Below are 13211 nucleotides of genomic sequence, written 5' to 3' on the forward strand. Positions count from 1 at the left end.
CCCGGGGGCGCGGCCGGGCCGGCGGTCCGGGCCCCCGGGACGGGGACGCCCTACAGCCAGCCCTTGTCGCGGGCCGTCCGGACCGCCTCGGCGCGGTTGCGGGCGCCCGTCTTCTGGATGGCGGTGGAGAGGTAGTTGCGGACCGTGCCCTGGGACAGGTGCAGGGCATCGGCGATCTCGGCGTTGGTGGAACCGTCGGCGGCCGACCGCAGCACCTCCCGCTCGCGCTCGGTCAGCGGGCTGGCGCCGTCGGCGAGCGCGGCCGCCGCCAGCACCGGGTCGATGACCCGCTCGCCGCGCAGGACGCGCCGTACCGCCTCGGCGAGCCGGGCCGCCGGGGCGTCCTTGACCAGAAAGGCGTCGGCGCCGCATTCCATCGCGCGGCGCAGATAGCCGGGGCGGCCGAAGGTGGTGAGGATGACGACCTTCACGCCGGGCAGCTCGTCGCGCAGCACGGCCGCGGCGTCCAGTCCGCTGAGGCCGGGCATCTCGATGTCCAGGAGCGCGACGTCCACGGCGTGCGCCCGGGCCGCCGGGAGCACCTCGTCCCCGCGCGCCGCCTGGGCCACGACCTCCAGGTCGGCCTCCAGCGACAGCAGCGCGGCCAGCGCCTCCCGGACCATCGACTGGTCCTCGGCCAGCAGCACTCTGATCATGCGGTCACCTTAAGCCGTACGGGGCAGGCGGGGACGGGCCTGTGGACACGCCGTCCGGATCGCGCCCCTACGCCGGGTCGTTGACGGATTCGGGGGAGGTATCCGGGGCTGCCTCGGAGCCCATCGGGGCCGTGCCCAGGGGGACATAGGCACGCAGGGCGAAGCCGCGGCCGCGCGGGGCGGGGCCGGTCTCCAGGCGGCCTTCGGCCAGGGCGAGGCGCTCGCGCAGGCCGCTGAGGCCGTTGCCGTCGTGCTGGGCGCGGGGCGGGCCCGCCCCGTCGTCGAGCACCGTCAGGCACAGGTAGCGGCGCTCGTCGGCCTCCCACTCCTCGGCGAGCAGCAGCTCGCAGTGGCGGGCTCCGCTGTGCCGGACGACGTTGGTGACGGCCTCCCGCAGCGCCCAGGCCAGCGCGCCCTCCTCGTCGGCCGCGAGCCCGCGGTACTCGACCTCCAAGGCCGGGTCGGCGGTGAACTCGACCCCTGCCGTGCGCAGCGCGGCCCGCGCCCCGGTGAGTTCGACGGCGAGCCGGGGTCTGCGGTAGCCGGTGACCGCCTCGCGCACATCGACCAGCGCCTGCCTGCTGACCTGCTCGATGTCGGCGACCTGCCGGGCGGCGTCGGCCGGGCGGTCGGGCAGCATCCGGCCGGCCAGCTCGCTCTTGAGCGTGATCAGGGAGAGGGAGTGGCCGAGGAGGTCGTGCAGATCGCGGGCGAGGCGCAACCGCTCTTCGTTGGCGGCGAGGCGGGCGACCTCCTGGCGGGCGGCGCGCAGCTCCTTGGTCGTATGGATCAGATGCTGCACGCCGACCATCATGAAGCCGCTGCCCAGCGCGGGCAGGCCGTAGGCGAAGACGAAGTAGTCGCGGATATCCGGATAGCGCGCCCCGACGGCTATCAGCACCACGGTCACCAGCGGAATGGTCCAGCGGGACTGCCGCCAGGGCAGCACCACGGCCGTGGCCACGCTGGTGAAGATGAAGAGCACCAGCCACGTGTAGTCGAGCGTCCAGGAGAGCACGGTGGACAGCGCCAGCATCAGGACCAGCGCGGCGTACATCGGCCGGCCGGAGGCCATCCGCCACATGTGGCGGAAGACCACGAAGAAGTAGCAGAGCACGAAGAGCGCGAGCCCCAGGCCGCCCCAGATCCGCTCGGTGGCGGAGACGCCGACCCGCAGCAGCTGGCCCACCGGGCCGGCCAGGTACAGCAGCCAGATGCTGATCCACATCATCTTGCCGACCGCCTGGCGGCGGTTGCCGGGTGCCTGTCCGATCCTCATCGGGCCGCCGGCCCAGGACTCGCTCGTCATCTCCCGTGCCTCACGCCTTCCGGGTGTCCTTGCGGTAGAGCCAGGCCGCGCCACCGGCGAAGACCAGCAGGTACCCGGCCAGTATGGCCATGTCCTTCAGATGGGGTGCCTGACCGGCCTCGACGGCGGTGCCCAGCGCGGTGTACGCGTGGGTGGGCAGCCACTCGGCGATGTTCTGCACCCACTGCGGCAGGATCGTCAGCGGCATCCACAGGCCGCCGAGGAACGCCAGGCCGAAGTAGACCAGCATGGAGATCGGACGGACCGCGTCACCGGTGGCCAGATAGCCGATGGCGACGCCCAGGGCGGCGAAGACGAAGCTGCCGAGCCAGGTGCCGGCGGCGATGGCGAACCACTGCCAGGCCTCCAGCCGGACGCCCTTGACCGCTGCGGCCACGATCATGACGAGCAGGATCGACGGCAGGCTGACGGTCGCGGCCGCGGCCATCTTGGCGGCGACATAGCCGCGGCCGGGCAGGGCCGTCAGCCGCAGCTGCCGCACCCAGCCCTTCTCCCGCTCCTTGGCAATGCGCTCGCTGTTGCCCAGCAGCACGGCCGTCATGGCGCCGAATGCGGCCATGGACACCATGAAGTAGAGCCCCATGTTCAGCTGCATACCGGGGATCGGCTTGCTGTCCGCGCCGCCGGCGATGAGGAGGTACAGCGCCGGTGGGTAGATCACCGAGAAGAACATGAACTTCTTGTTCCGCAGTGCGCGGATGATCTCCAGCTTGATCAGAGTGGTCATCGGGCCGCCTCCTCGGCGGTGGCGGAGGTCGCGTCGGAAGCGGTGGTCAGGGCGATGAAGGCCTGTTCCAGGCCGAGGCCGGAGACTTCGAGGTGGTGCGGGTAGAGGCCGAGGCCGTAGAGGGCGTGGACCGTGGCGTCGGCGTCGTGGGACTGGAGGCGGACCGTGCGTCCGGAGATCTCCAGCGCGGTCAGGGACGGCAGGGCGTGGAGCGCCTCGCGGTCGATCGGCCCGTCCAGCTCGAAGGCGACCCGGCGGGCACCGGCCCTGGCCTTGATCTCGGCGGCGGTGCCGTCGGCCAGCACCCGGCCGCGGTGCAGCACGATCACCCGGTCGGCGATCTCGTCGGCCTCTTCGAGGTAGTGCGTGGCGAACAGGACCGTACGGCCCTCCTGGGCCTGGCGGCGCATCGCGCCCCAGAAGGCCTGCCGGGCGGAGACGTCCATACCGGTGGTCGGCTCGTCCAGCACGATCAGGTCGCCCGCGCCGGCCGTGGCGAGGGCGAAGCGCACCCGCTGCTCCTGGCCGCCGGAGAGCTTGTCGACCATGCGGTCGGCGATGTCGGTGATGCCGGCGGTCGCCATGATCTGGTCGAGGGGATAGCCGCGCGGATGCAGATCGCGGGCGAGCTTGACCAGCTCCTTGACCTTCACGCCCTCCATCAGGCCGCCGCTCTGCAGCATCGCGCCGACCCTGCCCTGCTCGATGGCGCCCTGCGGGGTCGTACCGAACAGGGTCACGCTGCCGGAGTCGGCGCTGCGCAGCCCGAGCAGCAGGTCGAGGGTCGAGGACTTGCCCGCGCCGTTCGGGCCGAGAAGGGCGACGGTTTCGCCCGGGTACAGCTCCAGATCGAGGTCGGCCACCGCGCGCACTGCGCCGTAACTCTTGCTGACCTGCCGGAAGCTGACCACGGGCGCACGGTCCGCGCCCGGCGCGGGGGTGGCTGTGCTGGTCGCTGTGGTCGTCATGCCCCTCAGCTTCCGGGATCCGCAGCGCACGCGGCAGTGTCGGCCGTATGCACTGTGCCATGACATCTGTCATGGGTGAGGCCCCCTAGGGGTCTTCTCGGGGTACTCCCGGAAGACGCCCTGCGGGGGCCTCTCACCTGCGGTGTGACGACGCGCGGCGGTCAGTTGCCGTTCGTGGCGATGGTCTGGACCCGCTGGGACGGGGTGGTGCCGAGCAGCGCCCTGCCGACCGCGCTCGCCACCTCCTCGACGCTGACCGGGTGCTTGGAGCCGTCGCCCTTGGTCACCATGACGCCGTTGAAGGTGTCGCCGTAGAGCTGCTTGAGGGCCGGCCGGTCGTAGTACGGCACCAGACCGCCGTCCACGATCTTGAACGACAGGAACTTCGGGATGGACTTCTGCGGGCTGAAGGAGACCGTGTGCGTCGCATCCGTACGGACCGTCACCAGACCGGACATCGCGGGCTCGGCGAACTGCTTCATCGCCTTGTTCACCGCGGCCTTGCCGACCTGCGGCTGCTGGGTGCTCGCGGCCAGCACCACGGGTGCGTCGGTGCCGGTCGTGGCGCGGGTGCGGTAGGCGTCGGTGACCTTCTTCTTGGACGCCTGCACATCGATCGCCTTGTGCGGCACGCCGTAGTGCGGCACCGCCTTGCCGTTCTCGAAGGTGATCCCGCCGTCCTTGGCGGCGCCTGCGGGCCCCGCCGCGTTCTCCAGCGCGATCTGCAGCTTCTCGTCGTCGACGACCACCTCGGGCTCGGCCGGACGCGTCCCCCCGAACAGCGAGCCGATGACGGAGACCGGGTTGTAGTCCCGGCCGGCCGCCTTGCGGACCGTCGCCTGCGGGTCGATGTCCAGGCCGGCCCGGTCGGGCTCGAGGGTCGCGTCCCTGCCGTCGACGGTGAGCTTGAGCGGCGTGGCGCGGCGGCCCTTGAGCGCCGCCTCCAGCTTCTTGACCGCCTCTTCCTTGGTGGTGCCGCCGATGTCCACGCCCAGCGCGGTGGTGCCGTTGGGCACGTCGGCGTGGTCGAGCAGCAGACCGGCACCGTAGGCGACACCGGCCAGGACCACGACGGCCACGCCCGCGAGGACGAGCTTGTTGCGGCCCTTCTTGGGCGGGTTGATCGGCTCGGGGATCTTCGGCCGCGGCTTCGCGGCGGGACGGTCGCCGTCCTCGCCCGGAGCCGCCGCGAACGGCGACGGTGCCGAAGGACCGTCGGCTCCGGGGATCTTCGGGATGCCGCTGACCAGCGTGTCACCGGACACCCGGTCACGGCCGCCGCCCTGGGTGCCCTTCGCGCCGCCCTTGCCCTTCGGACCGCCGGGCGCCTTGCCCTTCGGACCGCCGGGCAGGCCGCCCGTCACACCGCCGGCGGCACCGAGGCCGCTGCCGGGGCCGGCGAGCGGCGCCGGCGGCTGCGGAGTGAGCTCCGCGGTGTCGTCGCTGATCTGGGGCGTGCCGCCGGTGCCGGGGTCGCTGAACCCGGGCGGGAGGTTGAGCGCGGAGTTGCCGCGCGCGGGCCCGGTCGTCGGGCCGTTCGGGCCGCCCGCCGGGGCGTCGAACGGGGTGTGGTCACGGGTGGGCCCGGCCGGGGTGTCGAACGGCGAACCGCCGGGTGCCGCCCCGTCGAACGGCGAACCGGCGCCGCGCTGACCCTCGTCGTACGGCGAGGCGCCGCCGCGCGGACCGCTGTCGAACGGCGAACCGCCGCCCTGCCGGGGTCCGCCGCTCTGCCGGGCACCGGCGTCGAAGGGCGACGCGCCGTCCTGAGGGGCCGGGTTGTCGGAGAAGTACGGCAGGTCGGGACGCTGCGGCTGCTGTCCGCCGGACGGGCCGCGCGGCGGGGTGGCACCGCCCGGGGCGGGCGGCACGGCATGGGACCCGGTGGAGGACTGCCCGCCGGGTCCGGCCTGCGGCTTGCGCGGTGCGAACCAGTCGCTGGTCTTCTCGGTCTGGCCGCCCGCGGGGGCCTCGTCCGCCGGGGCGTCGGGCCGCGGGGTGTTCGCCGTACGCTCCGCCTTCCGCTCGCTGCCGCGGGCAGGGCGGGGCGTACCGCGGGAACCGGCGGAACCGCCGGAACCAGCCGATCCGTTCATGCCGGACTCCTCACCGACGGGCTTGCGCACGACGACCGGCGGGATGGGGCGCGACCCCGGAATGTTGATCTTGATCCGCGTCGTCAGTGTGGTCTCGGTTTTGGGCTCCTCCGGCTGCGCCGCGGCACCGGGCGCCGGCGCCTCGTCGGCATCTCCCCTGGGCGAGCCGTACGGCGGCGTCCCTGATGGGTACGCGGCTCCGCCACGGCCCTGAGGGCCGGAGGACGAACTGTCAGATTCACGACTCAAAGCAGGTTCTCCCGGTTGGCTCCGCCGCTCGTCAGAGATGATCCCCGGCCACAGGCCGGGGGGTGCCCCCAGGGCGGCGCGACGGCGCGCACCACCATACTGTCCGCCGCGGGCGGCCACCCGGGGAGCGTACGAACACCGCCGCCACGGGCGAACCCCCGGGGCCCGGTCGGTTCACCCCGGCCAGCGCGGCATCCGTCCCGGTATGGACCACGTCATCCGCCAACTCGGCCGTACCGGAGGCCCGTAGCGCGCATCTGGGCGGTGGTGGCGCAGATCACAGCGACCAGGATGCCGCCCAGCAGGAAGATGTACGAACCGACCCCGGCGCCGAAAAGAAAGTCACCTTCCGGCCGGACGTTGCTGAGCAGCGCGAACACCGTCACCAGCCAGGCCGCGCCGGGCACCAGCACGCCCGCCGAGGTGCCGGTCGCCCGGACGCCCCCGTAGAACAGGCCGCCGACACCGGCCAGCGCCAGCACCAACCCGCCGGGGAACCAGGCCGCTTGCACCAGCGTTCCCGCGCACGCGACCAGCACGCCCGTGAGGAGAAGAAGCACATATATGCCCACCCGGCCCGGTGTCAGCGGTGCGGTCAGCGCGGCACCGGCCGTCGGCACCACGGGAGCGCCGGACCGGTCACGGGGCGTCCCGCCCGAGCCCGCCCGCGACCGCTGCCCCTTGCCCGAGGACGCACCGCCCTTACCGCCGGAGGCCGCTCGGCCGCTTCCCTCGGCGGCGTTCCCGCCGCCCTTCGCCGTACTCATTCCGCCGCCTCCTCGATCCGGGCACTCTCCTCCATACCCACCATTCCGCCCAAACCCGCGAAAAGATCGTCCTCGCGCGCACCGCCCGCGGCGCCGGGGACCCCGTGCACCAGCCGATAGTGCTCCGTGCCGAACAGTGGCTGACCCAAGTCGTTGGAGAGCGCGAAGAACGGTCCGTCGACCGCGATCTGGGTGTAGTGCGCCCGCATCGCCGCGGTCTTCGCGGCCGTGTGCGCGGGCTCGCCGGTGAGGGACGCCGTGACCTCGGAGTCCGGCACCACGCCCGGCACATCGTCGGCGGAGGCGATCCCGGGGAAGTGGTGACCGGCCGCCCGCAGCCGCGCGAAGCCCTCCTCGACCTCGGAGCGGGGGTTGCAGTTCCAGTAGATCTTCCCGATCGCGTGCGCAGCGCCCAGCTCGGGACGGAAATCCGCCTGCGCGGCCAGCTCGGCGGCGCGCATGGCCACCCGGTGGGCCTGGATGTGGTCGGGGTGGCCGTATCCGCCGTTCGGGTCGTAGGTGACCAGGACCTGCGGCCCGACCTCGCGGATCACGGCGACCAGATGGCCGGCCGCCTCGTCGAGCGGGGCCTGCCAGAAGGCGTCCGGACGGTCGTTCTGCGGGGCGCCCATCATCCCGGAGTCCCGGTAGCGGCCCGGCCCGCCGAGGAAACGGTGGTCCGTGACGCCCAGGGCCTCCATCGCGGCGGCCAGCTCGCCGACGCGGTACTCGCCGAGGGTGTCGTCGCGGTCCGGCGCGAGGGAGGCGAGCTCGGGCGGGATGACCTCGCCCTCCTCGCCGCGGGTGCAGGTCACGAGGGTGACCAGCGCGCCCTCGGCCGCGTACTTGGCCATGGTCACGCCGTTGTTGATCGACTCGTCGTCGGGGTGCGCGTGCACCAGCAGCAGCCGACGGGAGAAGGCCGGGCGCGCGGCGGTCCCCTCGGCGGGGGCTGGCCGGGAACGGCCGGGCTGATCGCTCATACGGACAGCCTACGAGCCGCCCGGTCCGCCTTCCGCAGGCGATCCCGGCCGCCGGGCATGCGGCCCGCCGGAGGGCGGGCGCACGGCGGACGGGACCGGCCGGGGACGGGTCAGAACTTGATGTTCCCGAGCATGCCGGCGACGTTCGTCGTCAGCTGCTTGATCGTCGGGGCGATGGACGAGCTGGCCAGATAGAAGCCCAGCAGCATGCACACCAGGGCATGCGGGGTCTTCAGTCCGGACTTCTTGACAAGCAAGAAGACGATGATCGCCAGCAGCACCACCGCCGAAATCGAGAGTGCCACGGCGGTTCACCTCCAAGTACTCATGGTCCGAACAGAGTTGATGGTGCCCGGATCGCTTCCGCGAGTCCGCGCACCGGGTATGCCAAGGGCTCTTTACCCCGAACCCACAGCACCCAAGGGATCATAACTTTCCGTCCTAGCGCATAAGTCGGAGCACGGAAGCAGAGCGGGGGCGCACACGATCTTCACGAGCGCGACCGCGGTGAGCCCGTCCCCCTTTAGGCTCGGCCCATGACCGGACAGCCTTCGTTCCCGCGGCAGTACGCCCGTACGCAGCGCTTCACCCTGGGCGCCCCGCGCGGCTACGCGCTCTCACCCGACGGCGCGCGCGTCGTCTTCCTCCGTTCCCGCTCGGGCACCGATCGCAGCCAGCAGTTGTGGGTGCTCGATCTGGACGCGGGACGGGAGTTCACGGCCGCCGATCCGCAGGCCCTGCTGGCCGGAGCGGAGGAGGACCTCCCGCCGCAGGAGCGGGCCCGCCGCGAGCGCAGCCGGGAGAGCTCGGCGGGCATCGTCGGCTATGCGACGGACGCCGCCGTGGAGTTGGCGGCGTTCACGCTCTCCGGGCGGCTGTTCGTCTCCGAACTACGGGCCGGCACCACCCGTGAACTCCCGGTCCGGGGGCCGGTCGTGGACCCCCGCCCGTCCCCGGACGGGCGGCACGTCGCCTTTGTGTCCGAGGGCCGGCTGCGGGTGGTCACGGTGGACGGCGCCACGACATCGGACGGGGACGAGGGCGGCCCCGGGGGCGCCGGGCCGGCGGACCGGGTGCTGGCGGAGCCCGACGGGCCCGAGGTGACATGGGGCCTCGCGGAGTTCATCGCGGCCGAGGAGATGGGCCGCTACCGGGGCTTTTGGTGGTCCCCGGACAGCGACGCGGTGCTGGCGGCGCGGGTCGACGAGGCACCGGTGCAGCGCTGGTGGATCTCCGACCCGGCCCATCCGGAGCGCGAGCCGGTCCGGGTCGCGTACCCGGCAGCGGGCACCCGCAACGCCGACGTCACGCTGACGCTGTTCGGCCTGGACGGCGCGCGCACGGACATCACCTGGGACACCGAGCGCTACCCCTACCTCGCGCGCGTCCACTGGTCCGCGGCCGGGCCGCCGCTGCTGCTCGTCCAGGCCCGCGACCAGCGCGACCAGCGCTACCTGACCGTCGACACCGCGACCGGTACGACCAGGACGGTGCACGAGGAGGAGGACGACGCGTGGGTCGAGCCCTTCCCCGGGGCGCCGGCCTGGACGCCGGACGGCCGGCTGGTGCGGATCTCGGACGAGGGCGGCGCGCGCAAACTGTTCGTCGGCGACCGCCCGCTGACCGGCGCCCCGCTGCACGTCCGCGCCGTTCTGGACATCGGCGAGGACGATGTCCTCTTCTCCGCGAGCGGCACCGAGATGCACGACATCGGCGTCTACCGCGCCTGGTTCCGCGGCAGCGGTGACCAGGGCGGCTGGGAGCGGGTGGGCGGGCGTCCGTACCCGACGGTGTCCTCCGCGGTGCGCGGCGGCACGGTGACGGTGCTGTCGCAGACGTCGCTGGAGCGGCCCGGCACCCAGGTGGAGGTGGTGCGGCTGGATCCCGACGGCGGGGAGAAGACCCTCGCCACCATCGGCTCCTGCGCCGAGGAACCGGTGCTGACCGCCCGCCCCCGTCTCGTGCAGGCCGGGGAACGCGAGATTCCGTGCGCGGTGCTGCTGCCCTCCGGATACACGGAGGACGACGGTCCGCTGCCGGTGCTGATGGACCCGTACGGCGGTCCGCACGGCCAGCGGGTGGTCGCCGCGCACCACGCCCATCTGACCTCACAGTGGTTCGCCGACCAGGGGTTCGCGGTGATCGTCGCGGACGGCCGGGGCACCCCGGGCCGCTCCCCCGCGTGGGAGAAGGCGATGTTCCGCGACCTGGCGGACGTCGCCCTGGACGACCAGGTCCACGCCCTCCAGGCGCTGGCCGGATCCTTTCCCCTGGACATGGAGCGGGTGGCGATCCGCGGCTGGTCCTTCGGCGGCTACCTCGCGGGACTCGCGGCGCTGCGCCGCCCCGATGTCTTCCACGCGGCGGTGGTCGGGGCTCCGGTGACCGACCTGCGCCTGTACGACACCCATTACCAGGAGCGCTACCTCGGCCACCCGGACGAGGAACCGGCCGTCTACGCGGCGAACTCGCTGATCACGGACGAGGGGCTGTCCGGGGCGGTGGAGCCGCACCGCCCGATGCTGGTCGTCCACGGCCTCGCGGACGACAACGTGGTGGTCGCCCACTCACTGCGGCTCTCCTCGGCGCTGCTGGCCGCCGGCCGCCGGCACGAGGTGCTGCCGCTGTCCGGGGTGACGCACATGGCCTCGCAGGAACAGGTGGCCGAAAATCTCCTGTTGCTCCAAGTCGACTTCCTCAAGCGGTCGCTGGGGATGACGCCCTGAGGCGGTAGCGCGCCGCGGGGACCGGGGGGCGTCTCACCATCCGGGCGGGAGCCTGGACGGCGGGGGCGGGGCGTGCGGCGGCCGCGCCTCGCCCGGGGCGGAGCCGTACGCCAGCACCCCGTCCGCGTCCACGACTTCGTCCGGTACGCCGGGCCGCGCCGCCGCGCCCAGGGCGGCCAGTCCGGCGACCGCCACGAACGCGGCGCTGCCCGCCTCCAGCTGGGCCCGGAGGGGCAGCGCGCCGAGGTGACCGAACTCCCCGGTGCGCACGGCGAAGACCAGCGCCACGGCCGCGTGCACGAGCAGCAGGGCCGCGGCCGTCATCGCCGCGGGCCGGCCCCAGGGCGCGCGGCGCAGCACGGCGGCCGCGGCCACCAGGGCCAGCAGCGCGAGCGCGGCCGCCTGCCAGTGCACCGGGGGCTGCAGCAGGGCACGGAAGACGGACGCGTCCCCGAGCAGGCCCTTGCGGTAGACGTCCCCGTCGAGCTGCTGCTGCCAGTGGATCTCCCACCCGGCCACGGCGAGTCCGGCGGCGCCCAGGAGGACACCGGCCGTGACGGCCGCTCCCTTGTACGGCCTGCCGGGCCGCTCGGGCTCCGGTCCGTACGGCACCGCGTGGACCACTCCGTACGCCGAGGACGCGACCGCCGGCAGCCCGCGCGCGGCGCGCCCCGTGTGCCGGCCCGCCCGGTTGCCCGGCCGCCGGCCCGCCGCGACCACCACGACCAGCGCGACCGCCAGGGCGAGCTGGGCGATGGCGGTCAGCCGGGCCCGCGCCGTGAGCCCGCTGTCCAGCCCCTGGAGCCAGCCCGCGCCCAGCATCCACACCAGCGGGGCCCGCAGGAGTGCGGTGGCGGCCGCCAAGGAGAGGAGCGCGCCCGCGGCCACGGACGAGGGGACGGCACCGCGCACCGCCGCGACCGCGACGACGAGCGCACCGAGCACCAGCAGCGGGTCGAGCGCCGAGGTGGCCCAGGCGGTGAACTCCCGCGGCCGGCGCGTCTCGCCCAGCCAGGTCCACCACACGTCCGCGGCGTGCTGGGCGATCGTCAGGTCCCGGATGATCCAGCCCGCGGTGAGCAGTGCGAGCAGCAAGCAGACGAGCGCGCCGAAGCCGCGTGCGCCGCGGGTGAGAACGCCGTCCCGAACTGTGGACACGGCCAGCCCCCCGTCCGTGTCGATGTACTGGGTGGTCCCTGGCACCCCCGTGTACGAGGCGCCTACCGCAGGTCTACTCCAGACCCGGCGCGGGGACAACAGACCGGCGGGGAGCCGCGGACGAAATGTCCGCACAACGACAACCGGCCGGAACGCCTCCTGGCGCTCCGGCCGGCCTACGGCACCCGCACGGCCGTACGTTGTTCAGCATGGCGCGTCCGTATATCGGTGTTGCGACAGTGAAGTTGCCTTCATGTTAAAGACGTTTGTACCGATATGTCCCCCATGCCGTATATCCCGCTCTTGTGTCAAGCACGTCATGGCGTCAACTTGCGTAATCTTCGCTCAAGAAGTAGACGACCTGTCCACGAGCACCCCCGATCCTATTGACTCCGCCATAAATCACTTGCGAAAGTCCGCTCATCCAGCGGTGCAATCGGTGCCGCTTCACGTTCCAAGAGAACTCGGCGCGGGGGCACTTCGCGATGACTAGTCCATCCCAGACCGCGGCAACCAAGTCCGATACCCCAGGACTTGGCCCCGAAGGTCTGAAGAAGGGAAAGACGGGCAAGGGCGGTGAGCTCGTCGGCCGTTCCCCCGGCCAATTGATGTGGACGCGTTTCAAACGTGACCGCACCGGCATGCTCTGCGCGATCATCGTGCTCGCCTTCTTCGTCATCGCGGCACTGGCCCCGGTGATCAGCGCCGTGTACGGCAAGGACCCGTACACGCTCTACGGCAGCAACGATCCCAACCTCCTCGATGAGTTCGGATACCCCGCGGGCACCAACGGCGGGATCTCCCCCGAGCACTGGTTCGGCATCGAGCCGCAGCTGGGCCGCGATGTGTTCATGCGGCTGATCTACGGCATGCGGATGTCGCTCGGCATCTCGGTCGCGGTGACCCTCCTGACCGTGATCACCGGCATCATCATCGGCATCACCGCCGGCTACATGGGCGGCAAGACCGACTACTTCCTCAGCCGGGTGATCGACTTCCTGCTGGCCTTCCCGAGCCAGCTGACCTTCGTGGCCTTCATGCCGGTCGTGGTGGCGCTCTTCGTGCCGCCGGGCGACGAGACCCCGACCTATGTGCGGGTCTGTGCGCTGATCATCGTGCAGTGGTCCCTGGGCTGGATGGGGCTGGCCCGCCTGCTCCGAGGGCAGGTGCTCTCCCTGCGGGAGCGGGAGTTCGTCGAGGCCGCGAAGATCACCGGCGCCTCGCCCTGGCGGATCATCCGCAAGGAGCTGCTGCCGAACGTCGTCACTCCGGTGCTGGTGCAGGGCACCTACATGCTCCCCCTCTTCGTGACCGCGGAGGCGGGCCTGTCCTTCCTGGGCGTCGGCATCGTCGAGCCGACCCCCGACTGGGGTGCGCTGTTCCAGGCAGGCGCGCGCTTCTACGAGAACGACCCCGCGTTCCTGCTCATCCCCGCCGTGGCCATGGTGGTCTTCGTGCTCTGCTTCAACCTGCTCGGAGACTCGGTACGCGACGCCTTCGATCCCAAGTCCGGGCGCTGATCGTCCACTTGAGGGGGCTTGCTGTCACCCC

Annotated in this window: 11 protein-coding genes; 2 read left to right on the forward strand and 9 right to left on the reverse strand. The window is 72.5% G+C overall.

Annotation, left to right across the window (positions count from 1 at the left end; genetic code table 11):
* Window positions 1–50: 50 nt before the first annotated feature.
* The 8 genes from Scani_RS05185 to Scani_RS05220 form a co-directional block, all read right to left on the reverse strand.
* Window positions 51–656, reverse strand: a complete 606-nt coding sequence (locus tag Scani_RS05185) for a response regulator transcription factor (RefSeq protein ID WP_159470459.1) — start codon at window positions 654–656, stop codon at window positions 51–53.
* 67 nt (window positions 657–723) lie between these two features.
* Window positions 724–1965, reverse strand: a complete 1242-nt coding sequence (locus Scani_RS05190) for a sensor histidine kinase (RefSeq protein ID WP_246295492.1) — start codon at window positions 1963–1965, stop codon at window positions 724–726.
* A gap of 10 nt (window positions 1966–1975) precedes the next feature.
* Window positions 1976–2713: an ABC transporter permease gene (locus Scani_RS05195; RefSeq protein WP_159470461.1), complete on the reverse strand. Its 738-nt coding sequence runs from the start codon at window positions 2711–2713 to the stop codon at window positions 1976–1978.
* Window positions 2710–3681: an ABC transporter ATP-binding protein gene (locus Scani_RS05200; protein ID WP_159470463.1), complete on the reverse strand. Its 972-nt coding sequence runs from the start codon at window positions 3679–3681 to the stop codon at window positions 2710–2712. The genes Scani_RS05195 and Scani_RS05200 overlap by 4 nt, the downstream gene beginning before the upstream one ends.
* A gap of 161 nt (window positions 3682–3842) precedes the next feature.
* Window positions 3843–6026: a hypothetical protein gene (locus Scani_RS05205; RefSeq protein ID WP_174872616.1), complete on the reverse strand. Its 2184-nt coding sequence runs from the start codon at window positions 6024–6026 to the stop codon at window positions 3843–3845.
* A 215-nt stretch (window positions 6027–6241) separates the two neighbouring features.
* Complete coding sequence (locus Scani_RS05210) at window positions 6242–6793, reverse strand: DUF6113 family protein (RefSeq protein ID WP_159470467.1); 552 nt, start codon at window positions 6791–6793, stop codon at window positions 6242–6244.
* On the reverse strand, window positions 6790–7776 hold the full coding sequence (mshB, locus tag Scani_RS05215) for an N-acetyl-1-D-myo-inositol-2-amino-2-deoxy-alpha-D-glucopyranoside deacetylase (protein WP_159470469.1): 987 nt from the start codon (window positions 7774–7776) through the stop codon (window positions 6790–6792). The genes Scani_RS05210 and mshB overlap by 4 nt, the downstream gene beginning before the upstream one ends.
* 110 nt (window positions 7777–7886) lie before the next feature.
* Window positions 7887–8081: a hypothetical protein gene (locus Scani_RS05220; protein WP_086718640.1), complete on the reverse strand. Its 195-nt coding sequence runs from the start codon at window positions 8079–8081 to the stop codon at window positions 7887–7889.
* A 231-nt stretch (window positions 8082–8312) separates the two neighbouring features.
* Here Scani_RS05220 and Scani_RS05225 point away from each other — a divergent pair, with 231 nt between their 5' ends.
* Complete coding sequence (locus Scani_RS05225) at window positions 8313–10502, forward strand: S9 family peptidase (protein ID WP_159470471.1); 2190 nt, start codon at window positions 8313–8315, stop codon at window positions 10500–10502.
* A 33-nt stretch (window positions 10503–10535) separates the two neighbouring features.
* Here Scani_RS05225 and Scani_RS05230 read toward each other — a convergent pair whose 3' ends face one another.
* Window positions 10536–11660, reverse strand: a complete 1125-nt coding sequence (locus Scani_RS05230; protein ID WP_159470473.1) for a hypothetical protein — start codon at window positions 11658–11660, stop codon at window positions 10536–10538.
* A 485-nt stretch (window positions 11661–12145) separates the two neighbouring features.
* Here Scani_RS05230 and Scani_RS05235 point away from each other — a divergent pair, with 485 nt between their 5' ends.
* Window positions 12146–13180, forward strand: a complete 1035-nt coding sequence (locus Scani_RS05235) for an ABC transporter permease (RefSeq protein ID WP_159470475.1) — start codon at window positions 12146–12148, stop codon at window positions 13178–13180.
* The last annotated feature ends 31 nt before the right edge of the window (window positions 13181–13211 follow it).

The organism is Streptomyces caniferus, assembly GCF_009811555.1.
Classification (GTDB): domain Bacteria; phylum Actinomycetota; class Actinomycetes; order Streptomycetales; family Streptomycetaceae; genus Streptomyces; species Streptomyces caniferus.